We start from the raw sequence: 25,552 nt of genomic DNA, 5'->3' as shown, positions 1-25,552 counted from the left end.
AGCAGGAGGAGTTTTATGAACATTATAAAAAAAGTTAATAAACATTATGCAGAAACTAGAGAACTAATTAATAAGGAGAAGTTTGTAAAAGATATTTTTCCTAACTCAGTAATTGTGTTTGATAATAATGCATTGCTAGATCCGTTACGTGTATACATGCTTAATAAAGATGTTTTCTCTATGTTGGAACAAATTAGAAATAGGACCTATATTCCATTTATTACTCAAATTGAATATATGAATAACGAAAGGACGATTCTAGAAGGTGTAAGACGAGATATACAAGCATCAACGGAAGCTGTTGAAGAATTAACAAAAATCCAACAACATGTAATCTCGAAAGCTGATTTTATAAGGGAGATAGAAGGAAGACTGCTTTCTAAACGTAATAAGAAGTTTACGGATAGAAATGAAAAGAATGAAGATTTTTTTGATAAAACAGATGAATATGCTAATGCAATTACTGGGCAACTTTCGGAAGTATTAGACAAAATTGAAAAAGAACTTACATCTGAAATTAAGAAAATAAAGAAAAATTTGAACAAAGAGTTTTATTGGGGGAATGTCAATCCGGTAGCGAAATTTGATCAATCTATTCAAGAGGAATTATATAAGTGGATTGACTTAATCTCTAAAGGGGAACCATATTCATATGAGAAGTTGACTGAATATGAAAATAAGATAGTTGAAAGATATGAAGCGGAAATTTCTCCAGGTTATAAAGATAAAAATAAAGATGAAAATCGTAATCCTCAAGAAAAATTTATCAAATTGGGAAGTTTGAGAACAAAACGATCATTTGGAGATGCAATTTTTTGGTTAGATACCTTGGACTATATAAGGTCAAACGAACTAGAAAGGTCCAAATTTTTAATTATTGTTTCTAACGAAACAAAAGCAGATTGGGTTGAAAAAAGTGAAGTACATAGGCTTAACAAGGACATGATAATTGAATGCTTTACAGAAACAGGGCTTTTACCAATAAAAGTTTCTTTTACAAATCTATTGAAATTTTTAACAGATGTGTCTGAAGATGATATTAAGAAAGCGGAGATACAGTTGGAGCCTCGCTTATATTCATTTTATTTGTATGGTGAGGAACACTTTGCCTCAAAACAATCAGAAATGATGGAAAAGGTTTTTCGCATTATATTACCGAAAGTTGATGCCTCTAACTATGGTATTCCGTGTATGATAGATAATAATATTGAGTATCTTAATACGAACTTTGATAGTAACTTTTCTGTATCTGATATGTTGGGGAATCAGTACCGAGTAGGCACGAGTTTAAATTTTGAGCAGAAGCTACGTTACATTTATGATTTATTGGATAATCATGATAAAGGAAGTGCTCCACAGTTGAAGTTTATTGATAAAAAAAATCAAGATATATGGCGAGAGATATGTCGCAGAAAAAAATAAAAATACAAGAAGTCCTCGTTGTTGAAGGCAAGGACGACACGGCAAACTTGAAGCGGTTTTACGAGGTGGATACCTACGAAACCAGAGGCTCTGCCATATCAGACGATGACTTGGAACGCATCGAGAAACTCCATGACCTGCGTGGCGTCATTGTCTTTACTGACCCAGACTACAATGGGGAGCGGATTCGGAAGATGATTATGCAGGCAATTCCCACGGTCAAACACGCCTTTTTACAGCGGGACGAGGCCAGGCCCCAGTCCAAAACAAAAGGGCGGTCCTTGGGCATTGAGCACGCCAGCTTTGAGGATTTGGAAAAGGCTCTGGCAGGCGTGCGTGGTTACTACGATGATGAAAATAACTTTGACATCACCAAGTCAGACCTGATGCGCCTAGGGCTCCTTATGGGCGGCGACAGTCGCAAGCGGAGGGAATATCTGGGAGAGAAGCTGCGCATCGGCTATTGCAACGGCAAGCAACTGCTCAAACGCTTGGAGCTGTTTGGGATAAGTCTGGCGGAAGTTGAGGAGGCTATGGAGGAGTATTTATCTATCATAAAACTAGAGAGGAGTGAAAAAGAATGATAATAGGATTGTTTTGTACACATTTAAAAGCTTATAAAAATCAAAATTTTATTCCAATAACAGAGGATGTCGAAAAGCCATTTAGCCTGTTACTGGGTGCAAATGCAGTAGGAAAAAGTGCTGTTTTGGAAGGGTTAGATATTTATTTTAATAGCAAAAAATTTAATAAAACTTTAGATACTAAATCCCAAGAAGCATACGTAGCACCCGTTCTATTAATTTCCAAAGATAAGATACGTAAGTCTGAAAAATTAGAGCGGTATTTAGAAGACATAAACAGTACATTCAGAAATGAAGAATTTAAAACAAAGACTGACTCCCGAGCATATCAAAAATTTGAAGAATTTAGAAAAAGAATAAATGCTAAGTATCCAGAAGATAAGTATTACTTTTTGACAGTGGGGATTTCTTTAGATGGGAGTATACACTATGGCCCAATTGACCGAGAGTTGACGGGGGAAAAAAGGAATGAAGTGGATAAAGTAATTCGTGAATACTATAACTACATTTACATTCCAGCAGAGTCAAATATTTCTGATATTACTCAAATAGGTAATATGTATATGCAAAAACTCATGGATATGGAATTGAAAGATGAATTACGTAAAATCTTAAATTCTGAAAAGAGCAAGAAAAGTATTATGTTTGATTTGAATAATGCGTTGAAGAATCAAGTTGAGCAAGTCAATAGTGTGATAAAGGAGTTTGATTCTTCATATGAGTATCAATCACGAAAACAAAACTTGCAAGCGAATGATATTATACAAAGTATTATTGAATCATACTTTTCGATTAAATCTTTATCAAAAGACAGAAAAAGTATCGAACAATTAAGCTCAGGAGAGCAACGAATCGCTTTATTGAATTTATTAATTGCATTTTCTAAACAGAAGGATACGATAAACAAGCAACTTGTCTTAGCGATAGATGAGCCAGAAATTTCATTGAATTTTGAAAAAATATTTGAACAGTTTGACAAGTTACTAGATGTTGCTTCATCTGTTACCCAAGTAATTGCTACAACTCATTGGTATGGGGTATTACCTTTGCTTCAGGAGGGAAATATCTGTTATGTTTCTAAAAATGAAAATGGAATTATCGAACACTATTTATTTGAGGGAAATTCTTTTCAAGATCAAGATTTTCAAAAGTTCAATAGAAGCATTGAATTAAAAAGCTACCATGATTTAACATCGTCGATTCTAAGTGCACTTAGATTGGGGATGAATTGGATTATTTGTGAAGGGGTAACAGATAAAAAATATCTAGAGTATTATCTTCCGAATAAGACATCTGTTAGAGTATTGTCTGTAAAAGGCGCTGGCAATGTCGCCAAATTATTTCAGTACTTGGCGACTCCTATGATGTTCAATGAATTTGATAAGTCTGACTATGGTAAGATAATTTGCATCATTGATACTGATTCTAATGCCGCTGTGGTTAATAATATTTCGGAAAATCTTTCGTCTAAGCACAAAAAAATAAAGAATTTAAAAATTAAGAGGGTTTCTCATTATCACGAAAATTCACAGCTTGTAGCGATTGATGGTAGCGAAAAATTCTTACCTTCTTCAATTGAGGATGTTCTAGATCCGGAACAATTTTTTAGATCCATTAAACAAGTATTTCAAGATGAAAATCCCGAGATTGCAAATAAATTGAAGTACAATAAAAAAAGAAAACAGAACTTCCATTCTAATGTTAGAGATGAATTTGATAGTATTATAGATAAAACTTTACTAACAAGAGATGAAATTGAATTGATTTATCAAAAATTATCTGAAGGTGTTTATAAAAATAAGATAGCCGAGCACTATACATCTCATCCAATTAATAGTTTTCCGAACTTTTTCAGATATGTAATTGATAAAGAGCTTGATATCGCTTTAGATGTTTCAAATTTTGATAGTACTGAAGAGGATAATTTGAAAAGATTAGCAGAATTTAAAATTAGTACTTTGAAGGATAAAAGAGAATTTTTGAAATTATATTGGGATGCTATTCGGGAGTGGAAACCCATAGTTAATTATGAAACAAAAAATAAGTTAACAAAATTTATAGCTGGGACCAGAACACAAACATTTGAGGAATTGGACGAATCTATAGAAATAATAAAACAATCATTGAAAGAACAAACATTATGCACATAGCAGACAAAAACGTTACTCGTGCCGTCCTTGAACGCCACGGGTTTACCTTTAAGAAATCTTTCGGTCAGAACTTTTTGACCGATACCAATATTTTACAGAAGATTGTGGACACGGCAGAGATTGACCAGCAGGTCAATGTCATCGAGATTGGTCCTGGAATCGGGGCCTTGACCGAGTTTTTGGCGGAAAATGCTGCCGAGGTTATGGCTTTTGAGATTGACGACCGCCTGATTCCGATTTTGGCGGACACCTTGGGTCGCTTTGACAATGTGACCGTGGTCAACCAAGACATCTTGAAAACCGACCTGCAGAACCAGATTCAGAATTTCAAAAACCCTGACCTGCCTATCAAGGTCGTGGCCAACCTGCCTTACTACATCACCACCCCCATCCTCATGCACCTGATTGAGAGCAAAATTCCCTTCAGCGAGTTTGTGGTCATGATGCAGCGGGAGGTGGCCGACCGCATTTCTGCCGAGCCAAACACCAAGGCCTACGGTAGCTTATCCATTGCGGTCCAGTACTACATGACTGCGAAGGTGGCTTTCATCGTGCCTCGCACCGTCTTTGTGCCCGCACCAAACGTGGACTCCGCTATTCTCAAAATGGTCCGCCGCGAGCAACCCCTGGTGAGCGTCAAGGACGAAGATTTCTTCTTCCGAGTGTCCAAGGCCAGCTTTGTGCACCGCCGCAAGACCCTGTGGAACAACCTGACCAACCATTTCGGCAAGTCCGAAGAGGTCAAGGACAAGCTGACGCAGGCACTTGGCATGGCAGAGCTGGAAGCCAGTGTCCGTGGAGAAGCACTTTCCATGGCTGACTTCGCACGTTTGTCTGATAGCCTCCAGGAAGTAGGTTTATCATGAAACTATCGCAGGCAATCAATCAATTAGCCCAATTTTGTGGACCGCGGGATCTGTCCTCTCTGACAAAACAAGCTCTCCAAGCCGAGCAAGGACTAGAACAAGTAGATGTTCTAGCCTTTTTTGGCGGTTCCATTCTAGCTGGTGGTGACCAACTGGCAGAGGCTATTCAAAATAAGCTCGCCAAGACCTACATCATCGTAGGTGGGGCAGGTCACACGACTGACGGACTTCGCCAACAGGTGCGGGACCATTTTCCCCAGCTGGATCCGACTGGCTTGACCGAGGCGGAGATTTTTCAAACCTATTTGAAGCAAAAGTATGGTCTGTCAGCTGATTTGCTAGAAACCCTGTCCACCAACTACGGTAACAATGTCACCTACCTACTGGACTTGCTGGCTGAGAAGGGCATTGATTTTCAGTCCATTCTGCTCATGCAAGATGCCACCATGCAGCGTCGGATGTGGGCAACGATGAAGAAGTACGCAGCGGGTAAACTCTTGCTCAACTACGCTAGCTACCAAGTGACTGTCAGGGAGGAAGAGGGCCAGCTCCAGTATGAAGATGCTCCCTTGGGTATGTGGGACATGGACCGCTACCTCAGCCTGCTTTTAGGCGAAATTCCCCGCCTGCGAGATGACGAAGAGGGCTACGGACCTAGAGGAGCCGACTATCTGGCTCATATCGACATTCCAGAAAAAGTCCAAGCCAGCTACCAACTGGTCCAGGAAAAGACAGGTCTAGCCAGTCGTAAGGCCAATCCTAAATTTGCCAGTCCAGAGTGAAATCGGAATGACCTTGCCTTGTTCGTTGACAGTGGGTGGAAAGCTTGCTATACTGAAAAGTGACTAACTTTTGAAAAATATTGTCTGCAAATTGGCAGAATATTTACAAAAACAAGAGAGGGTTTCCCTCTTTTTTTATGAAGGTATCTATATGTTAAAAACTATGCTGAAAAAGCATCCCCATTTAGTAGCCCTGGGCCTATTTGTGGGCTTTTCTTTATTATTATTGGTTCCCCACTTGCTAACTAAGGGCATGGTGACAGGTGCGGACTTGATTTTCCACTACAACCGTTTCTATGATGCGGCTATGCAGATGAAGGAGGGGAATTTCTCCTATATTATCAGTTTGTATGGCTATCAGCAGTCAGGACGGATTGTCAATGCTCTCTATGGGCCTTATTTTGCCTATCTACAGGGGGCGCTAGTTCTTTTTAGTGGGACCTGGTTTCGTTATCAGATTTTATCCAATCTTCTCTTGGGAACTCTGAGTGCCACCTCTCTCTATCTCCTCATGCGTGAGGTCAAGGTCAAGTATGCTCATTCCATTCTCTTGTCCATGTTCTTTGTGACCACCTATTCCATTCAGTATTGGTGGGCAACCCAAGGATTTACCAGCTGGGGAGTGGCTCTCTTTCCGCTTTGTTTAATCCCTACAGTCCGTTTCTTGCAGACCAAAAAAGTACCGATATTCCTCATGGCAGGAGCTGTGGGGCTTATGTTACAGGTCCATATGCTATCGACCTTATTCTTGGTCATTGCCTATGGCATTCTCTTTTTCATTGGTTGGTGGAAATCAGACCAAAAAATGAAGATTATTGGACAGGTGGCTCTGTCGGTAGGGATTTTTCTGCTCCTGACCATCAATATCTGGTTACCACTGGTTTATATCAACGCGACCAACAGTTTGGTGCCACCATTTGTAAATAAGAAATTCGTTCAAAATACAGTAACATGGCTGAAAACAGCCTTTCTCTACTATCCATATCCACTTCCTCTTTTCTTTGGAACCTATCTCTATTTCTTGGTGAAAAATTGGAAGAAACAATCGCTGGTTCTAGGTGGTCTTGCTATTACCTACGCAGTATTTTTGATTTTATCAACCAACCTTTTCCCTTGGCAATTAGTAGCTGGCAAGGGGATCGACTTAGTTGAGTTGATCCAATTTCCTTTCCGTTTCTTCCTATATGCCAATGCCTTGTTATTAGGAGTGGTAGGTCTACAAGTATCTGGCTTGTCAGACAAAATGCAGAAAATTTTTTCTGGTTTGACTGTTATTTCTTTGCTTGTTTCGGTTGGTTTTCACTGGAATGAAAGTTATAAGGAAATCAAAGGACATTACTATAGCGATACCTTCCTACAAAAACGAATTCATACGACCTTGTACGGGACGACGGAGGAGTTACGGGCTTCGTTCTATTCCAAAGACTTGGGTGAATTTGTCCACATTGCTCAGAAATCCACGCCTGACTATGTACCAGATCTATCAGAAAAGACGGGACATCTGACCAATGAAGAGTCGGACAATACCTATTTTACCTATCGTGACCAAGTGATTTTACCAAATCAAGAATTTACCAAAGAAGTTGATGGTAATCAGCTGGTGGTGACTTGGACGGCGTCAGAAGCAGAAGAAACTGCGGTACCAGTTATTGTCTACCAAGACAGTCAGCTTGTTTTGAATGATACCGTTTTAGATAGGGAAGATGTGGAGCTCTCCACAATCGGTGTGCCAACAGTTACCAGCCAACCGGGGCAAAATACCCTTGTCCTATCCTACAAACAACAATGGTGGTTACTGCCTGTTATCGCGATTAGCTTGACTGGATGGCTAGTCTGGTCGATATACTACATCTTTATTTACCGAAAATCAAACCTTTCCTAAGAGAGAAATGTTATGAAACAAATCAATCCAAAGGCAAGCAAGCAATTTATTCTAGTCATGATTATGACCATTTTGCTTGCGATGGGTCGGGCTCTATTGCTAAGTGGAGTTTCTTTCCCGCTCTGGTTTATTCCCCTGCCCTTACTTGCCTATCTTATTTTTACTTTTTATATCTTGGTCCTGCTGGATAAGTACGAACAGTTTATCAAGACCAAGAGCTTTGCCAAGTATGTTGGCTATTTTCTAGGCTTTCTGTATCTGGCCAATCTGGTTTATCGGCTCAATGCCAAGAAATATCAACCCTGGAATATTTTCCGTAATAATCTCTTTCAGTTTGAACTGCTTCTGATGTTGGCTCTTCCCGTATTGTTGGCAGTTTTATGGCGGAAGAAGACGGGTATTCGAGAAAAATTAAGCCAGTGGTCAGCCAATCACTTGGTACCAGATGGCTATTTGCTCTTGACCAGTTTGCTTTCTCTCAGCCCTCTCGCCATATCTTACTGGAAAGACAGCCATTATGAGAGTTTGGTTGAGAAAGGTTCTTACATAGAGTTTTTCAGCCAGACACCGCTGTTTGCACCTATTCATTTTATAGGGACCTACATATTTCTCCGCTATCTTTTTAAGGCATTTGTAGAGTTTAAGGCCAATCGGACCAACGTTCACAGTATGCTCTTTATCAGCCTGGCTCTGGCTATGTTGTCGCATATCGGTTATCAGGCTTCAATGGCTGGAGCGACTGGTTCTTATTTCACACGTCACCTCTTTCCTGGAGCCATTGTCTTTCAGATTGCCTGCCTCTTTTTCCTAAACATTATCATTAGCTTGGTCATCAACCGTCAAATCCTATCGGTTGCTGTGATTGCTGGTCTAAATGTGACCTTGATAGCGGCTAATTTCCTAAAATTCCGCTACCGTTCGGAGCCATTGACCCCCAATGATTTCAAATGGGTCGGGAACTTGGGGATGATTCTCAGCTTTATCAGCCTGCGTGTTGTGCTCATATCTTTATTCTTTTTGGTTCTCCTGTTCTTTCTTTATCGGAAAATTCATAAGAACTACTTCCAAGGAAGGATTGTCGCTTCTATCTGGAAACGTTTGGCAGGGATTTCAGTCATTGTGTCCTTGATTTTGGGAATGGGTTGGGCGATTCGCAATGAAAAAGACCATAAGATTGCTGGCTGGTTACCTATTCTTTCTCAGGTCAATAACTGGCGGAACGTAGATTGGAAGGGCTACGCCTTTGTGGCTCGCTATCGGACTCTTTCATTCCTCTGGTTGCAGCAGCTCAGCAAGACCAGTATGGAAATGCCTGAGAATTACTCTGAGAAGACCATGAAGGCCATTGTGAAGAAATACACCGCTCTGGCTGAGGAAATCAATGCAGAGCGGACAGGTCAATTGACTGACCAGACGGTAATCTACATTCTTAGTGAGAGTTTGGCTGACCCGCGTCGGATTCCAGGCGTAACCCTCAGCCAAAATGTCCTTCCAAATATTGAGTACATCATGAGTCAGACTACCAGTGGCTTGATGAAGAGTGACCACTATGGTGGTGGGACTGCCAATATTGAGTTTCAGGTTTATAGTGGTTTACCACTTTACAATTATAATTCTTCTATTTCATCTGTCTATCTGGATGTGGCACCAAATATGAAGAAGTTGCCAAGTATCAGCGACCTCTATCCTGCAGATAGCCGTGTGGCTATTCACCCCTACTTCGATACCAGCTACAATCGTAATTCGATCTATAAACAGTTGGGGATTGAGCAGTTCTATACGCTCAATAGTGCCAACTATCCACTTGTAGTGACGGCTGAAGATTATCAAGGGAATTTTGTCAGTGACAAGAAGACCTATGACTTGATTTTGGAGCAGGTGCGTTCAGGAACAAATACATTTGTGTCGGCCATTACCATGCAAAACCATGTGCAGTGGAACTCTGCTGAGCCTGCAAGTATTACGGCTTCGGGTGAAGGCTTCACGGCGGAAGAAAATGCCAACCTCAATAGCTATGTTCGTTTGCTGTCCTTTACGGATCAGGCAACCAGAGATTTTCTGGATCAGCTTAAGACCTTAGACAAAAAAGTGACGGTCGTCTTTTACGGTGACCACCTACCAGGTTTGTATCCAGAGTCTGCTTTCGTGACGGACCCAAGTGCGCAGTACAAGACAGATTATTTCGTTTGGAGCAATTTTGATACAGAGAAATACAATTATGAGCTAGTTAACTCTAGTGACATGAATGCTCTCATGTTGGAGACGACCAATAACAAGGTCAGCCCTTACTATGCGCTCTTGACAGAAGTGCTTCATAAGGACCGAGTAGGACAGGCTGAGCGAGATGTGAAAGTTGCAGAAGAACTCAAACTGGTCCAGTATGACCTATCCACAGGAAAAGGCTACCTTTTGAAATACAAAGATTTTTTCAAAGTTGCGACTGAAACGACAGAATAAAAATAAACCAAGTCAGATAGCTGGCTTGGTTTCTTCTTTATGTGAAAACATACACAAACATGGGGAGTTGTGGTATAATAACGGTGTTTAATGCAGATTTTTTATTGCTTTGTTTAGAAATCTATCAAACGGTGGAGGGGAAATGAAAAAGAGGAATTTTTGGCTAACCTTATCTTGTATTTTTGCAGTAGCCCTGCTAAATGTTGGCTTTCTGTACCAATATCGCTATATTATTGATGCTATTGCAGCTGGAGATAGACAGGCCTTTGTGTCTTATTTTGTACTGATGGGGCTAACTGTCCTTGTCATGCTGGTCTTTGAATACATTCGTCAGATTGCCAATGTCAGCTATCTCAATCAAGTAGGTTTCCAATTACAAGCGACCTTTATTGGGAAAATGTTTGATTTGTCTTTTAGAGAGTTCGTTGAGCAAGGGGCAGGGGCCTATATTTCCCAGCTCAATAATGATTTGGAGACGGTGAAAGAAGATTATTACGACGCTTTCTTTACGATTTTTCAAGGGGCTTGTACCTTTGGTATTGCCAGTTTGGCCCTTCTTAGCTTGGATGGTCTGACCGCTATTTTCTTGATTCTGATCTCATTCTTGCCAGTTGTGATTCCCTATTTGTTTAAAAAGCGGAGGAGGCTCAATCAGGAGGCGATTTCGGACAGTCAGCAGGTCTATAATACAAGGGTTTCAGATGTCTTTCTGGGTTATTTGCAAGTGAAAAATAGCCGCCAAAGACAGCAAGTTTTAGATGGGCTGAATGATCGCTATCAAGCAGTCAATGACAAGGTCAATCAGGCCAATCGAACGACAGTAACCATGCAGATCTTAGTCGGTTTTGTCTTTTATCTGACCACGCTTTCGATTATCTTTATCGGTGGTTTTCAGGTCTTTTCTGGGGCCTTGACCATCGGTGGCTTGACAGCTATTCTGACCATTTCAGAGCAGTTGGTGGATCCCATTAACAGCATTGCGGCAGCCTTTTTGGACAGGCATGCCGTTAAGGAATTGAAGCAAGAGTTTGAGCTATCTACTTTGGGTCAAGAAACGAAGGGACAGGAACTAGCTTCAGCTTTCCAGAGCATGCAACTGGTCAAGGCTAGTTATGCCATCGGTGAGAAACAGGTCTTTGAAGACTTGACCGTAGCGTTTGAACGTGGTAAGAAGTATCTAATTCTTGGGGAAAGTGGTTCTGGCAAATCTTCCTTGGCTCTTATTTTGACCAAGAATAGCCAACTGCAAGCAGGGGATATTTACTTTGATCAAATCTCTCTTTCAGACTTATCCTACCAAGCCATTCAAGACAAGATTGCCTATCTGCCACAAGAGGGAGCCCTTTTCCATGATACGGTTCTTTACAACTTGACCATGGGACGGGAGGTTTCAGAAGATAGGCTGATGTCACTCATTAAGACCATGAACCTTGACAGTCGTTTCCCAAGTTATGCTTCTTTGAGAGAGGAAATTAGTGATGATAGCGGACTGTCTGGCGGACAAAAGCAGCGCCTGCTCTTGATTCGTGCCTTGCTGCAAGATAAGGACATCTTGTTGCTGGATGAAAGTCTGTCTGCCTTGGATCAGGAAACCTATACAGTAATTGAAGCCTACCTTACCTCACTAGCTGATAAGACGCTCATTCATATTTCCCACCGTGTATCTGATGAGGTTCTTAGCCGTTATGATGGGGTGGTACGGATTGGGGAGAGTAATTAAGTTCCTATCTGGAGGAGTTATGAAAAAGATTATCTATCAATTGAAACCAGTTATTGCCATCCAGTTGATTTTCCATATCTTATATAGTTTGACAAATGTTGCTTTGCCGGAGTTAAATAAGTGTCTTTTTGATCATATTTTTCAGATGGGCTGGACAGGACTTGTCTGGCTCTTGTTGGCCTACGCTTTGACCATCATTGCCAATTCAGTCTTTCAGTACATTTCTCAGGTTTATGAGTGGAAGGTGTCTCAGGGATTCTATGTCACGGCTAAAAAAGGTCTGGCAAACAGCTTGTTATCACAGCCTTTAGCAAAATTTTCAGAGAAGAATGTCTCTGCCTATCTATCCATTTTTGACAACGATTTGGAAACCATTGAGGAGAGTTACCTGAGTCCCCTCATGGACATTATCCGCTCTAGTTTGAGCATGGTCATCTATGCGGTTTCCCTCTTTCTCTTTGTTCATCCGCTGGTTGCGGTAGGCATTATTTTGTCATCTGCCTTGGCGGTTTTCATTCCCAAGTGGATTTCGGGTCCTCTTTCTCAGCGTCAGCGGTCATTTTTACAGAGTTTGGAAGGCTATTTTCAGGTGGTGACTGACCTCTTTTCTGCTAAGAACCGTGTCAATCCCGAAACATTTAGTTCCATCAGTCGTGTCCACCATCGGTCAGTAGAAGAAAGTGAACAGGCCCGTTTTCGCTTTGGGCAATTCAAAACCCTGGCCAATGTTGTCAATGGATTTTCCATGTTTTTGGTGCAATTAACGGCTTTTGGCTTGGTCGGCTATCTCTTGCTGCAAAAAGAGTTGACCATCGGTGCTGCCATTGCAACCTTCAGCTATGTTGAAAATTTCATCTATCCTATGAAATACATCCTCTTGGATGTCAATTATATCCATTCGACCAAGGAAACGGTCGCCAATTTAGAAGGTTATCTTGCTGGTCAGGTCTTGTCTGAGCAAGTACCAAGCTATCCCAATGTGACAGCCTTGGAAGTCAGGGATGTGGCCTATCATGTGGGGGAATTAGTGGTAGCAGATTTTTCCTATCGGTTTGATAAGGGGAAAAAGTATGCCATCATTGGTCCGTCAGCTAGCGGAAAATCAACTTTTCTACGAGTGTTGGCAGGAGAACTGGCTCTGGACAAGGGAAGTGTTTCCTATCTGGAAAACGATGTTTTGCATGAAATGGAAGCAGCTACCGCCTTCTATCTCAGCCAGTTTGAGCATCTTTACCATACCGATTTTGAAAACAATGTATCTGTTTTTGGAACCTATGAGAAGGGAAGAGATGTCATGCTTGGCTTGTTAAGGAGCTTGCCAATGAGATTACAGGACACCTTGCGTACAACAACAGACCCCAGTCTCTTGAGTGGAGGTGAGAAAAATGTCCTGTGCCTGCTCCGTGCCCTGATGAGTGGCAAGGATGTCATGCTCTTGGATGAACCGACCGCCCATTTAGACTCTGCCCTGACCAAGCAGGTTTTGACAAACCTCTTGCAGCTGGAGGATAAACTCATCATCACCATCTTGCATGAATCAGACCCTGCCATCCTAGACATGTTTGATGTGGTTTTGGAAATGCGTGATGGGAAACTGAGCGAGAAGATATAAAAATAACCCCAAGCCAATAATTCTGACTTGGGGTCTCTCCATTTATCATGCGGAGGAAGGGATTTGAACCCTCACACCCGATGGGCACATGCGCCTGAAGCATGCGTGTCTGCCGTTCCACCACCTCCGCTTGTTTTTATTATACTATTTTTTATTTGAAATGACTAGAGTAAAGTGTAAAATCGAAACCGCTTGCGGTTTTTTTGTAGGAAATTTGGTATAATAGGAACAAGTACACACAAAGGAGTCTTCATTGCAAGGAAGAATTATCAAGGCCTTGGCTGGTTTTTACTATGTCGAGGCGGATGGACAGATTTATCAAACCAGAGCCAGAGGAAATTTTCGTAAGAAAGGCCAAACGCCCTACGTGGGTGATTTTGTGGACTTTTCTGCCGAGGAAAACTCAGAAGGCTATATTTTAAAAATCCACGAGAGAAAGAATAGCTTGGTTCGACCTCCTATCGTCAATATCGATCAGGCAGTGGTTATCATGTCGGCCAAGGAACCTGATTTTAATGCCAATCTACTGGATCGTTTCCTAGTTCTCCTTGAACAGAAGGATATGGATCCCATTATCTATATCTCTAAGATGGACTTGGTGGAAGATCGGGCGGAAATGGATGACTTTAAGGCTATCTATGAGAAAATTGGCTATCCATTTGTCTATCATTTGGAGGAATTGACGCCATTATTGCAGGATAAGGTGACGGTCTTTATGGGACAGACAGGGGTTGGCAAATCGACTCTTCTCAATCGCATTGCACCAGAATTAGCCTTGGAAACAGGGGCGATTTCAGATAGTCTGGGGCGTGGTCGCCATACCACTCGTGCGGTCAGTTTCTACAATGTCTTCGGTGGGAAAATTGCGGATACGCCAGGTTTTTCATCCCTAGACTATGAAGTCAAGGAGGCGGAGGCTCTGACAGATTGTTTCCCAGAGATTGCGGAAGCCAGCCAGAACTGCAAATTTAGGACCTGTACCCACACCCATGAGCCGGATTGTGCGGTCAAGGAAGCTGTTGCCAGCTCTGCCATTTCCCAAAGTCGCTTTGACAATTATCTCCAATTCCTCAGCGAAATCCAAAATCAGCGTGAAACCTATATCAAGGTTAGTAAGAAATTCAAATAGAAAGTTGGTACTCTATGTCACATTATAAGATTGCACCGTCTATTTTGGCGGCAGATTATGCAAATTTTGAAAAAGAGCTCAAGCGTATTGAGCAGACTGGTGTGGAATACGTTCATATTGACATCATGGACGGTCATTTTGTGCCAAATATCAGCTTTGGGGCGGATGTGGTTGCGGCCATGCGTCCTCATAGCAAGCTGGTCTTCGATTGCCACCTCATGGTGTCCAATCCTGAAAACCATATCGAAAGCTTCGCCCGCGCTGGTGCGGATATCTTGACTATTCACGCAGAAGCAACGGTTCACCTGCATGGGACCCTGCAGAAAATCCGTGCTGCTGGTATGAAGGTGGGTGTGGTCATCAATCCAGGTACGCCGCTTGTGACCATTGAGCCTGTGCTCAACTTAGTGGATCAGGTGCTTCTCATGACGGTCAACCCAGGTTTTGGTGGTCAGGCCTACATTCCAGAAGTGGCTGAGAAGATTGAGGCCTTGGTCAAACTTCGTGAAGCTAAAGGCTTGAACTTTGACATCGAAGTGGACGGCGGGATTGACGACAAGACCATTCATTCAGCCAAAAATGCGGGTGCCAATGTCTTTGTGGCAGGTTCCTACCTTTTCAAAGGCGATTTGGATGCCAACGTTGTCAAATTGAGAGCTGCCCTCCATGACTAAGGTTGCTGTTATTGCAGGCGGTTCCTTTGACTGCCTTCCTGAGCCTGCCGACCTCTATGTGGGGGTAGATGCAGGCTCTCTTCGTCTATTGGAAGCTACTCTACCTCTTGATTGGGCCATCGGTGATTTTGACTCGGTGACCTCTGAGGAGCTGGGGCAAATAAGGGAGATGGCAGAGCGTTTTTTGCAAGCTCCTGCTGAAAAAGATGACACAGATTTGGAGCTGGCTTTAAAGGAAATCTTCAAGGCCTATCCGCAGGCTCAGGTTCGTATATACGGAGCCTTGGGTGGTCGCATGGATCACATGATGGCCAATCTCTTTTTACCAGCTGAACCAGACTTGGCAGCCTATATGGAGCAGATTGAATTGGTTGACAGTCAGAACGTCGTCCGATTTCGACCTGCAGGTCAGCACCGTTTGTCACCGATTGCTGGTATGAAGTACATTTCCTTTATGCCGTCGGACCAAAGCCGCCTGACCATTCGTCATGCCAAGTACCCGCTGGATGCCAGCAATTATTTTTTCAAAAAATGCTATGCTTCTAACGAATTTATAGATAGGGACATAGACATTCAACTGGATCAGGGCTACGTGGTCCTGATCTACAGTAAGGACAAGAATTAGATGGATATTGTACTACTTATTTTGCTGATACTGGTCTTGCTTGCCTTGGTTTTTCTTTATGGAAAATGGCAGAGCTTGGCCCTGCTTTTGCAAGATCAAGCCGAAGATACAGCAGACAACTTGTCTGATCAGCTCAGCTATCAACTAGAAAATGCAACTCTCAAACAGCAGCAGGCCATTCATCAGGAGGTGGAAAGACTCCGCACGGAGCTTTACCAACAGCTAACCGACATCCGTCAAGAGCTGAATAAGAGCCACTTGGAAAATCGAGATGCCACTGACCGTCGTTTGCAGGCCATTCAGGAATCTAATGAAAAACGCCTAGAAGAAATGCGACAGACAGTTGAGGAAAAGCTGGAGAAAACCCTACAAACCCGCCTACAAGCCTCCTTTGAAACGGTGTCCAAGCAATTGGAATCGGTCAATCGTGGTCTGGGTGAAATGCAGACGGTGGCGCGTGATGTAGGTAGTCTTAACAAGGTGCTGTCTGGCACCAAAACCCGTGGCATCATGGGTGAATTGCAGCTGGGACAGATTATCGAGGATATTTTGACACCTAGCCAATATGAGCGAGAGTTTGCCACGGCTTCAGGCTCGAATGAGCGCGTGGAGTATGCGGTCAAGCTACCGGGACGGACGGAAGGCGACTATATCTACTTGCCAATCGATTCCAAGTTTCCGTTGGCGGACTATTATCGCTTGGAAGATGCCTACGAAAGTGGGGATAAGGACCAGATTGAACTCCATCGCAAAAATCTCTTAGCGGCTATTAAACGTTTTGCCAAAGATATTCAGAGCAAGTACCTCAATCCGCCTGAAACCACCAACTTTGGAGTATTGTTCTTGCCAACCGAGGGACTTTATTCAGAAGTGGTTCGCAATCCGATTTTCTTTGATGAGCTTCGCCGTCAGGAAAATATCGTAGTAGCTGGACCGACCACCCTTTCTGCCTTGCTCAATTCCCTCTCCGTCGGCTTTAAGACCCTCAACATTCAACGCTCTGCTGATGATATTTCCAAGGTCTTGGGCAATGTCAAGCTGGAATTTGGCAAGTTTTCTGACCTCTTGCTTAAGGCTCAGAAACAACTCAATCAAGCCAGCAGCAATATTGACAAACTCTTAACCACTCGCACCAACGCCATCGAGCGTAGTCTTCGTACCATTGACCTGTACGAAGATGACCAAACCAAGGGACTGCTTGGCCTGTCCCCATTAGATGAGGAAGATAATGAAAATTAACCAAATGAAAAAAGATGAATTCTTCGAAGGATTCTATCTGATCAAGACAGCTGAAGTCCGTCAAACACGAGCTGGCAAAGACTACCTAGCTCTGACCTTCCAGGATGATACGGGCGAGATTGAAGGCAAGGTTTGGGATGCCCAACCAGGGAAAATCAAGGATTTTACTGCTGGGACAGTTGTTCACATGCAGGGACGCCGTGAGGTTTACAACAACACACCTCAGGTCAATCAACTGGTTCTGCGTTTGCCAAAAGCCGGTGAGCCAAATGATCCTGCTGATTTTAAGGAAAAACCACCTGTTGATGTCAAGGACACCAAGGAATATCTGAGCCAGATGATTTTCCGCATTGAAAATGCCACTTGGCAGCGGATTGTCCGTGCCCTTTACAGCAAGTACGACAAGGAATTTTATTCCTATCCAGCAGCCAAGACCAATCACCATGCCTTTTATTCAGGCTTGTCCTTCCATACAGCGACCATGGTCCGCTTGGCGGATAAAATTGGTGACATCTATCCCCAGCTCAACAAGAGCCTGCTTTTCGCAGGGATTATGCTCCATGACCTAGCCAAGGTGATCGAACTGACAGGTCCTGATAACACTGGCTATACGGTGCGTGGCAATCTGATTGGGCACATTTCCTTGATTGATGAAGAGATTACTAAGGTCTTGATGGAATTGGGCATCGATGACAGTCTGGAGGAAGTGACTGTTCTGCGCCATGTCATCCTCAGCCACCACGGTTTGCTGGAGTATGGAAGCCCTGTCCGTCCGCAGATTATGGAGGCGGAAATCCTCCACATGATTGACAACATCGATGCGGAAATGATGATGATGCTATCGGCCTTGGACAAGGTCGGCCCAGGCGAGATGACCAATCGCATCTTTGCCATGGATAACCGTGCCTTCTATAAGCCCAACATCGACTGATGGCAGTTGGGATTGTATCTCGTCAGCCCCTCACCAAAGGCTGGTCCACGGACCAAAAGTACAAGGTCCAACTAGAAGATGGCCGCTTTGGTCTTTTGAGAATAGCAGAGCGGCCAGCCTATGAGGCTAAGCGATTAGAATTTCAATTAGTTGAAAACCTGTTTGGTCTAGGTTTGCCTGTGGCAGAGCCACTAAGTTTTTGGGCGGATGACTTGTCAGTCTATACCCTTTATGAATGGGTGGAAGGTCAGGAGATGAATGAAGTGGCTTCTAGCCTGTCTGATTCTGTCTTATATGAACTGGGCTGTCAGTCAGGTCAGTTCTTGCGAACCTTACATGCCCTGCCTATTGACCAAAACCAACGGGACTGGAACAACTACTATCAGTCCAAGATTGACAGTAAGTTAGAAGCCTATCGTACATGTAGTCATTCCTATCCAAATGGTCAAGCCATGATAGACTTTGTCCAGGCCAATCGTCACTTGCTTGCAGGAAGACCAATTGCCTACCATCATGGAGATTTTCACACAGGGAACTTTCTACGGGGCCAGGATGGAAGACTGAAAATTTTAGACTTTGATCGCTACGATATAGGAGATCCTTGGGAGGAGTTCAACCGTCTGATTTTCACGGCAGACTTGTCGCCAGCCTTTGCGCGTGGTCAGGTGGATGCCTATTTTGCAGGAGCTATTCCAGAGGAATTTTGGAGGCTTTTAGCCCTTTATCTGACCGTGAACAGTCTGGGGGCTCTTTCTTGGGCGGAGCAGGTGGATCCCCTCCAAATCCCCTTGATGAAAGAACAGGCTGATGCTGTTTGGACTTGGTATCAAGGCTATAGCAGGCTTCGACCATCATGGTATTTGTGAAAAATGAACAAAATACGAAAAAAGCGGACTTTTTAAAATAAAAAAGTTCGCTTTTTGCATAGATTGTGCTATAATAGGAAAAAGCCAAAAAGGAGAACGATATGAAATTAAGAAGAAGTGAACGAATGGTTGTCATCTCCAACTACCTCATCAATCACCCTTACGAATTAACAAGCTTGAATACCTTTGCGGAAAAGTATGAGTCTGCCAAGTCTTCGATTTCAGAAGATATTGCAATTATTAAAAAAGCCTTTGAAGAAAGTTCGATTGGTCAGATTGAAACCATTACTGGTGCCAGTGGAGGTGTTGTATTTACGCCATCTATTTCTAAGGAAGAGTCCATCGAGATTGCTCAAACTCTTCGTGACCAGATGGCTGAAAGTAACCGAATTTTGCCAGGTGGTTATATTTACTCATCTGACCTTCTTTCAACCCCTCATGTCTTGAAAAATGTTGGTCGTATTATTGCCAATGCTTTTAAGGAAGAAAAGATTGATGCTGTCATGACGGTTGCGACAAAGGGTGTTCCCTTGGCCAATGCCGTTGCCAATGTACTCAATGTTCCATTTGTTATTGTTCGTCGGGATCTTAAGATTACAGAAGGTTCGACCGTTTCGGTTAACTATGTGTCAGGATCTAGCGACCGCATTGAGAAAATGTTCCTATCCAAGCGTAGCTTGAAGGCAGGAAGTCGTGTCTTGATTGTCGATGACTTCTTGAAAAACGGTGGTACCATCAATGGTATGATCAGCCTACTCTCTGAGTTTGATTCAACCTTGGTTGGCGTAGCTGTCTTTGCGGAAAACCAAAAAGGTGATCGCAACGTTGCCAACTACAAATCGCTTCTAGCCGTGACCGACATCAATGTCAAAGAAAACCGCGTGGACGTTGAGTTGGGTAATATTTTTGAGTAACTTTTACTGGTCAGCACTTCAAGAGATGTAAGCTGCCCCCTATTTAGATTATGCGTGCATAAAAAAGCTGAGTGTTCAGCTTTTTTTGGTGGCTTCAAACTCATATCTGAACGACATTTTTAAATATGTAACATTATCTAGAATTTTGGTATAATGGATAGGTATTATGTAGAAGTCAGCGGTGTATATTCAGAAACGCTGTTTGATGTGGACTTATAGGTGATTTGTTAGTGATCGTAGTGCTACCTAGGTTAATCTCAATTTTTAGAAAGTGAAAAGATATGAAGAAAATAATTGTTATCGTCACAAGCATGTTCTTAAGGCTGACCGTGTAATGTAGGAAGGAGGTTCTGGAATAAACTATGGACATGCTATATATTTTTTACTTAGTGACGACACTCTATTTGATACCACTTTTTGTTATTTTTCGCTATTTTTGGAGAAAAGAAATGGATATTCAACAAAATAGTACAGAAAGTACACAGGGAGTAGTTGTAGATTATAAAAGTTGGACTGGGGTTAAGACGCCGATAGTGGAATATGTTGTAGATAATATAAAGTATCGAAATTTCTTATCTTATTCTACGCATATTTCAGCGCCACTTGGAATGGATTACCCTAGAGAGAAAGAAGAGTTGAGAAAAACACTTTTAATTTTAACAGTTATTTATAATGTAAATACCCTCCCGTACTCTTTTCAGTCACTTTGGCCACTAGGGACTGAAATGACGGTCTATTATAATCCTAATAATCCAAAGCGTAGTTATGTGGAGCGTTATGCAGGGATGGTGAATTATTTTAAAAATGCAACCTTACTTTGTGGCTCGGCGCAAGTAATTCTGACACTAATAGTGGTGGGGATATCACTATTTAGGCTATTAAATGCATAAGTGGAAAGGAGTAAAGGATGAAAGAATCAACTTTGGGCTATGTTATTTTAACATTCGTATGTTGGCTTCTAGGTTTGGTCTTTTTCTACAACTGGTGGCGCCAAGTGACAATTAGAGATAAGAGTTCGGTAAAAATCAAAGGGATTGTCATTGGTCATAAAATGTTTCAACGATTTCATACACCGATAGTTGAATACTATGTTGATGGAAAGAGGTACAGACAACACTTACGTTACTATATGCGTTATATAGATAAAGGTAATGTTTACTTTACCTATGAAACCGAAGAAGAACTGAAGCGAGAAATACTAAAAGATAGATTAACAATCTATGCAAATGGTTTAAAATGCGATTATAGAAAACATTGGCCTGTTGGCTCGACTATGGCAGTTTACTATAACCCCAACAATCCAAAATTGGCCTATGTTGAGCGGTATGCAGGAACGATACATTATTTCCGTAATCTAACTATACTAATCTTTGTAGTTTGGCTTCTCGCTATGTCAATTATTTACTTCTTAATAGGTTTTTAATATAGATATTCACCATAAAAACACCCTCAGAGCATGAGAACTCTGGGGGTGTATTTGTTTATCTCATTTTTTCATCACCTTCTCAAAACTCTCCGACCTTGCTTCCACGCGGATTTCTTCCAAGGTCAGCGGGTGGGTCAGGCTGAGTTTTTGGGCGTGGAGCATGAGGCGGGTGGCGGAGACTCGACTGTACAGCGGATCGCCGATTAGAGCATGACCGTGATGGGCTAGATGGACCCGGATTTGGTGAGTCCGTCCTGTCTGGAGGCGACAGGAAACTAGACTATTTTTGCCAAGGGCCCTCAAGAGGTGGACCTGGGTAAGAGCAGTCTGCCCTTTGCGGTTATCGACCACCCGCTTTCTACGGTCGTGCCTGTCCCGTCCAATCTTATCGGTAATAGTCCAGTCTGTCTTTCTGAGCTGGCCTTGGCAGAGGGCGAGATAGTCACGGTAGATGACTTTGTCCTCCAAAAGCCGATTGAGAATGGGCAGGATAAAGGGATTTTTGGCGAAGAGAATGGCTCCACTGGTTTCCATATCCAGCCTGTGGACCACATAGCAGGTCTGACCGACATAGGCAGATACATGGTTGAGCAGGGCAATTTCCGTCGGCTCATTGCCGTGGGTCTTCATGCCTTCAGGCTTGTTGACGATAATCAAGTGCTCATCTTGATAGAGTTCCTCCACCAAGTTCGCCTGTCCTAGAGGAATGCTTTTTTCAGGATAATCTTCCTGGTCAAAGGTCAATTCTAGCAGGTCGCCTGCGGCAATCGGACTCTGCCAGTTTATCAGCTCACCGTTGACGCGGACATGCTTCTTGGTGCGGAGGAAGTGGCGGATTTTTCTGGGAATGAGAAAATAATCTTCCAAGACTTCCTTGACAGTCAGTTGGGGAAAGGCTTGGGGAATACGAATATCAATTTTCATCTTATAGGCTGGTCGAGTGCTTGGGTTGCACTTTTTCGTTTGGATTGAGGTAGTTCATGGCATTGTTAACAGCGGTTGGGGCTTCGCCCAGTCCAGTCGCAATCAGGTCAACTTTGCCTTCGTAGAAGCAACAGTCACCGATGGCATAGATACCAGGGACAGAGGTTTCTTGCTTGCTGTTGACAATGATTCGGTGGCGATTGAGTTCCAATCCCCATTCTTTTAGCGTACCGACAGATGACTTGAAACCGTAGTTGACAAAGAGGTGATCGAAAGACAGGGTCAGCTTGTCCTCGCTCTTTACCTTGTCAAAATCAATGCTAGAAGCTCTGCCATTTTCCCCAGAAAGCCCTTTAGGGATAAAAGGTGTGTGGATGGTGACGCTGGACTGCTTGAGCTCCTCTACGCTGTGCTCGAGGGCTCGGAAATTGTCACGACGGTGGACGATTTGGGTAGTTTTGGCGATTTTTTCAAAGGCCAGTGACCAATCGACCGCAGAGTCGCCGCCCCCCAAAACGACGATGTCCTTGTCGGCATACTGCTGGATGTTAGAAACGTGGTAGTGGACGTTGTCAAAGCTATCGGCACCGTCAATCTCCAGCGGACGAGGCTTGAAGGCCCCGCCACCCATGGCGATAATCAGGGTCTTGGTTTGGTGACTGCCCTTGTTGGTTGTTAGGGTAATGGTTTCCCCAGGTTCGATAGCAGTCAGGGTTTCATTGAGGCAGATGGTGGTGTCAAAGGGTGCCAGTTGGGCAAGGAGGTTGTCGGTCAATTCCTGTCCTGTCAGGCTTGGAAAGGCCGGAATGTCCAAAATGGCCTTTTCAGGATAGAGAATGGCTGGCTGGCCCCCTAGTTGGGGCAGGGAGTCAATGATTTTGACCTTGGCTTGGCGGAGGTGGGCATAGAAGGCGGCGAAGAGACCGACTGGTCCGCCACCGATGATGGTAATATCATGTACTTGTGTCATGGAATATCCTTTTCTTGTTCAGAATGACCTTATTTTATCATATTTTTGGAAAATTTTCTCTGTCTGTTGTCACAAGTGGCCGCAGGCTTTTTTCTGCTAGTTTTTAGGAAATGGTGTATAATGGTACAAAATTCATTAGAAAGAGGTATGTAATGGACAGAGATGATTTACAGTATCAACCGATTGATGTACCAGAGGATTTTCAGGCTGAGCAGGAAGAATATCCTCGTCGTAGCCGTCGAGGAAGTGGTAAATCTTTCGAAAAAGCAAAGAAGAAGTCACGAATTCCAGAGCCGATTCGCAAGTTTTGGCGTCGCTATCAGTTGACTAAGATTTTAATGATTGTGATTGGGGTCATGGTGTTGACCGTTGGTGGCTATCTCTTCTTCCTAGCCAAAACAGCCAATGTTGGGGATTTACAGGAAGCTCTCAAGGCTACCACCATTATCTATGATAAGGATGGAGTAGAGGCTGGCACTCTGTCAGGTCAAAAAGGGACCTATGTGGAGCTGGATGCGATTTCGGATCATATGGAAAATGCGGTCATCGCGACGGAAGATAGGAGTTTTTATAAAAACTCAGGGATCAACTACCAGCGGACTATCCTAGCGGTCTTGACCTTGGGGCGTTCAGGTGGTGGTTCAACTATTACTCAGCAGTTGGCCAAGAATGCCTTTTTGACCCAGGACCAAACCATTAGCCGTAAGGCTAGAGAATATTTCCTTGCCCTTGAAATCAATAAAAAATATAGCAAAGAGGAAATCCTGACCATGTACCTCAACAATGCTTATTTTGGCAATGGGGTCTGGGGGGTGGAAGACGCCAGTCAAAAATACTTTGGGATTTCAGCTAGTGATTTATCGATTGAGCAATCCGCTCTACTAGCAGGCATGTTGAAAGGTCCTGAGCTTTACAATCCCTATTACTCAATTGAGAATGCGACTAATCGTCGCGATACTATTTTGCAAGCCATGGTAGATGCTGGAGTCATTGATCAGGCAACGGCTGATGCAGGTTTTCAGGTCGATTTAGCCAGTCAATTGGCGGATACCTATTCTGGCAAACAGAGTAATTATTCCTACCCATCCTATTTTGATGCGGTCATTGCAGAGGCCATTGACAGATATGGTTTGAAAGAGTCGGACATCATCAACAACGGCTATCGGATCTACACGGAGATGGACCAAAATTCTCAGGCAAGCATGCAGGTCATTTTTGATGATGAAAGTATGTTCCCATCCTCCAGCTATGATGGGACCTATGCCCAGGCTGCCAGCGTGGCTCTTGATCCTAAGACGGGTGGCGTACGCGCCTTGGTTGGTCGTGTTAACAGTGCAGAGGATGCAGACTTTAGAACCTTTAACTTTGCAACCCAGGGGCAGAGAAGTCCTGGGTCAACCATTAAGCCTCTTGTAGCCTATGCACCTGCGGTGGCTGCGGGCTGGTCTACAGATATGGCTTTGGATAACCATACGGAAACCTATGGCGATTACACTTTACATAACTATGATCGTTCTACCTCGGACACTATTCCAATGTATCAAGCTTTGGCTCTTTCCTACAATTTGCCAGTAGCCTACATAGTCAACACCTTGGGTATTGACAAGGCCTTCGAATATGGGAAAAAGTTCGGTCTGAACATGGATGAAGTGGAAAAAGTTTTGGGTGTGTCGATCGGCTCGGGTGTGGAAACCAATCCTCTGCAGATGGCTCAGGCTTATGCTGTTTTTGCCAATGAGGGTGTGATGAAGGATGCCCATTTGATTACCCGGATTGAAACGGCAAGTGGCAAGGTTTTGGCGGAACATCGTGAAACCAGTACCAAAGTTCTTGATCGGTCGGTGGCTGATAAGATGACTTCAATGATGTTGGGAACATTTACAAACGGTACAGGTGTAACGGCAGATGCGGCAAATTACTACTTGGCTGGTAAGACGGGAACGACGGAAACCAGCTTTAATGTGGATTTGGTCAATGACCAGTGGCACATTGCCTACACGCCAGATTTGGTTATTAGTCAGTGGGTTGGTTTTGAGCAGACGGATGAAAACCACTATATTGACAGCGGCAGTTATTGGATGGCGCCAGCAGTTTTTCAAACAGTGGCCAATTCCATACTTCCCTATACTGCGGGAACGCCTTTTGATGTAGAGAATGCCTATGTGCAAAATGGGATTGTCGAGGTGGCAGAAGAACCGGCGGCACAGTCGGAGGTTGGCATTAGCCAGGAGCAGGTACAGGAGATTTCTGATCAGGCTCGTAATCTGATTGAGCAAACCAAGCAAAATCTGATTGATGCCCAGTTGCCAGAGAGGGCTAAATCTCTTTGGGATACGGTTACAACTTGGTTTGAGGAGTTGTCAAATCCTTAGAAACATG

General features: G+C 43.2%; 21 protein-coding genes and 1 tRNA gene. 19 read left to right on the top strand and 3 right to left on the bottom strand.

The window, feature by feature from the left end; all coding sequences use genetic code 11:
* Positions 1-15 precede the first annotated feature (15 nt).
* From PW252_RS10245 to PW252_RS10205, 9 genes are all read left to right on the top strand, one after another.
* Positions 16-1,422: a PIN-like domain-containing protein gene (locus PW252_RS10245; RefSeq protein WP_248049420.1), complete on the top strand. Its 1,407-nt coding sequence runs from the start codon at positions 16-18 to the stop codon at positions 1,420-1,422.
* Positions 1,404-2,006, top strand: coding sequence for a ribonuclease M5 (rnmV, locus tag PW252_RS10240; RefSeq protein ID WP_248049421.1), 603 nt, complete (start codon positions 1,404-1,406; stop codon positions 2,004-2,006). The genes PW252_RS10245 and rnmV overlap by 19 nt, the downstream gene beginning before the upstream one ends.
* Positions 2,003-4,156: an AAA family ATPase gene (locus tag PW252_RS10235; RefSeq protein WP_248049422.1), complete on the top strand. Its 2,154-nt coding sequence runs from the start codon at positions 2,003-2,005 to the stop codon at positions 4,154-4,156. Before rnmV ends, PW252_RS10235 begins: the two co-directional genes overlap by 4 nt.
* Positions 4,147-5,022, top strand: coding sequence for a 16S rRNA (adenine(1518)-N(6)/adenine(1519)-N(6))-dimethyltransferase RsmA (gene rsmA, locus PW252_RS10230; protein WP_248049423.1), 876 nt, complete (start codon positions 4,147-4,149; stop codon positions 5,020-5,022). The genes PW252_RS10235 and rsmA overlap by 10 nt, the downstream gene beginning before the upstream one ends.
* Positions 5,019-5,804: a YdcF family protein gene (locus PW252_RS10225; RefSeq protein WP_248049425.1), complete on the top strand. Its 786-nt coding sequence runs from the start codon at positions 5,019-5,021 to the stop codon at positions 5,802-5,804. Before rsmA ends, PW252_RS10225 begins: the two co-directional genes overlap by 4 nt.
* A 151-nt stretch (positions 5,805-5,955) precedes the next feature.
* Entirely contained in the window at positions 5,956-7,686 is a 1,731-nt protein-coding gene (locus PW252_RS10220) for a hypothetical protein (protein WP_248049427.1), read from the top strand.
* A 12-nt stretch (positions 7,687-7,698) separates the two neighbouring features.
* Positions 7,699-10,143, top strand: coding sequence for an LTA synthase family protein (locus tag PW252_RS10215; protein WP_248049429.1), 2,445 nt, complete (start codon positions 7,699-7,701; stop codon positions 10,141-10,143).
* Between the two features lie 142 nt (positions 10,144-10,285).
* Complete coding sequence (locus PW252_RS10210; RefSeq protein WP_248049431.1) at positions 10,286-11,863, top strand: ATP-binding cassette domain-containing protein; 1,578 nt, start codon at positions 10,286-10,288, stop codon at positions 11,861-11,863.
* Positions 11,864-11,882: 19 nt separating this feature from the next.
* The gene (locus tag PW252_RS10205) at positions 11,883-13,475 is read left to right on the top strand and encodes an ATP-binding cassette domain-containing protein (RefSeq protein WP_248049433.1); all 1,593 of its coding nucleotides are present in this window, start codon (positions 11,883-11,885) and stop codon (positions 13,473-13,475) included.
* Between the two features lie 48 nt (positions 13,476-13,523).
* Here PW252_RS10205 and PW252_RS10200 read toward each other — a convergent pair.
* A tRNA-Leu gene (locus PW252_RS10200) sits at positions 13,524-13,605 on the bottom strand.
* A gap of 123 nt (positions 13,606-13,728) precedes the next feature.
* Between PW252_RS10200 and rsgA the strand changes: the two genes are divergently transcribed.
* The 9 genes from rsgA (at position 13,729) to PW252_RS10155 (ending at position 21,276) form a co-directional block, all read left to right on the top strand.
* Entirely contained in the window at positions 13,729-14,604 is an 876-nt protein-coding gene (gene rsgA, locus PW252_RS10195; RefSeq protein WP_248049434.1) for a ribosome small subunit-dependent GTPase A, read from the top strand.
* Between the two features lie 14 nt (positions 14,605-14,618).
* On the top strand, positions 14,619-15,278 hold the full coding sequence (gene rpe / locus PW252_RS10190; RefSeq protein ID WP_248049436.1) for a ribulose-phosphate 3-epimerase: 660 nt from the start codon (positions 14,619-14,621) through the stop codon (positions 15,276-15,278).
* Positions 15,271-15,903, top strand: coding sequence for a thiamine diphosphokinase (locus PW252_RS10185; protein ID WP_248049437.1), 633 nt, complete (start codon positions 15,271-15,273; stop codon positions 15,901-15,903). Before rpe ends, PW252_RS10185 begins: the two co-directional genes overlap by 8 nt.
* A complete protein-coding gene (locus tag PW252_RS10180; RefSeq protein ID WP_248049438.1) occupies positions 15,904-17,142 on the top strand; it encodes a DNA recombination protein RmuC in 1,239 nt (412 codons plus the stop codon).
* The gene (locus PW252_RS10175) at positions 17,132-18,073 is read left to right on the top strand and encodes a 3'-5' exoribonuclease YhaM family protein (RefSeq protein WP_044669574.1); all 942 of its coding nucleotides are present in this window, start codon (positions 17,132-17,134) and stop codon (positions 18,071-18,073) included. Before PW252_RS10180 ends, PW252_RS10175 begins: the two co-directional genes overlap by 11 nt.
* Positions 18,073-18,939, top strand: coding sequence for an aminoglycoside phosphotransferase family protein (locus tag PW252_RS10170; protein ID WP_248049439.1), 867 nt, complete (start codon positions 18,073-18,075; stop codon positions 18,937-18,939). Before PW252_RS10175 ends, PW252_RS10170 begins: the two co-directional genes overlap by 1 nt.
* Positions 18,940-19,040: 101 nt before the next feature.
* Positions 19,041-19,853, top strand: a complete 813-nt coding sequence (gene purR, locus PW252_RS10165) for a pur operon repressor (RefSeq protein WP_044674726.1) — start codon at positions 19,041-19,043, stop codon at positions 19,851-19,853.
* 449 nt (positions 19,854-20,302) lie between these two features.
* Positions 20,303-20,743, top strand: coding sequence for a DUF3592 domain-containing protein (locus tag PW252_RS10160; protein WP_248049440.1), 441 nt, complete (start codon positions 20,303-20,305; stop codon positions 20,741-20,743).
* 17 nt (positions 20,744-20,760) lie between these two features.
* A complete protein-coding gene (locus PW252_RS10155) occupies positions 20,761-21,276 on the top strand; it encodes a DUF3592 domain-containing protein (RefSeq protein ID WP_248049441.1) in 516 nt (171 codons plus the stop codon).
* A 63-nt stretch (positions 21,277-21,339) separates the two neighbouring features.
* Here the strand turns inward: PW252_RS10155 and PW252_RS10150 are convergent, their stop codons facing one another.
* Both PW252_RS10150 and PW252_RS10145 read right to left on the bottom strand, forming a co-directional pair.
* Positions 21,340-22,203 (bottom strand): RluA family pseudouridine synthase, encoded by an 864-nt coding sequence (locus PW252_RS10150; RefSeq protein WP_248049442.1) that lies wholly within the window; start codon positions 22,201-22,203, stop codon positions 21,340-21,342.
* Position 22,204: 1 nt separating this feature from the next.
* Positions 22,205-23,173 (bottom strand): NAD(P)/FAD-dependent oxidoreductase, encoded by a 969-nt coding sequence (locus PW252_RS10145; protein WP_248049444.1) that lies wholly within the window; start codon positions 23,171-23,173, stop codon positions 22,205-22,207.
* Positions 23,174-23,325: 152 nt separating this feature from the next.
* Between PW252_RS10145 and pbp2a the strand changes: the two genes are divergently transcribed.
* Positions 23,326-25,545, top strand: coding sequence for a penicillin-binding protein PBP2A (gene pbp2a, locus PW252_RS10140; protein WP_248049445.1), 2,220 nt, complete (start codon positions 23,326-23,328; stop codon positions 25,543-25,545).
* The last annotated feature ends 7 nt before the right edge of the window (positions 25,546-25,552 follow it).

The sequence above is a fragment of the Streptococcus sp. 29887 genome, assembly GCF_032595075.1.
GTDB lineage: Bacteria > Bacillota > Bacilli > Lactobacillales > Streptococcaceae > Streptococcus > Streptococcus iners.
This window is presented reverse-complemented; position numbering and strand designations above follow the sequence as displayed.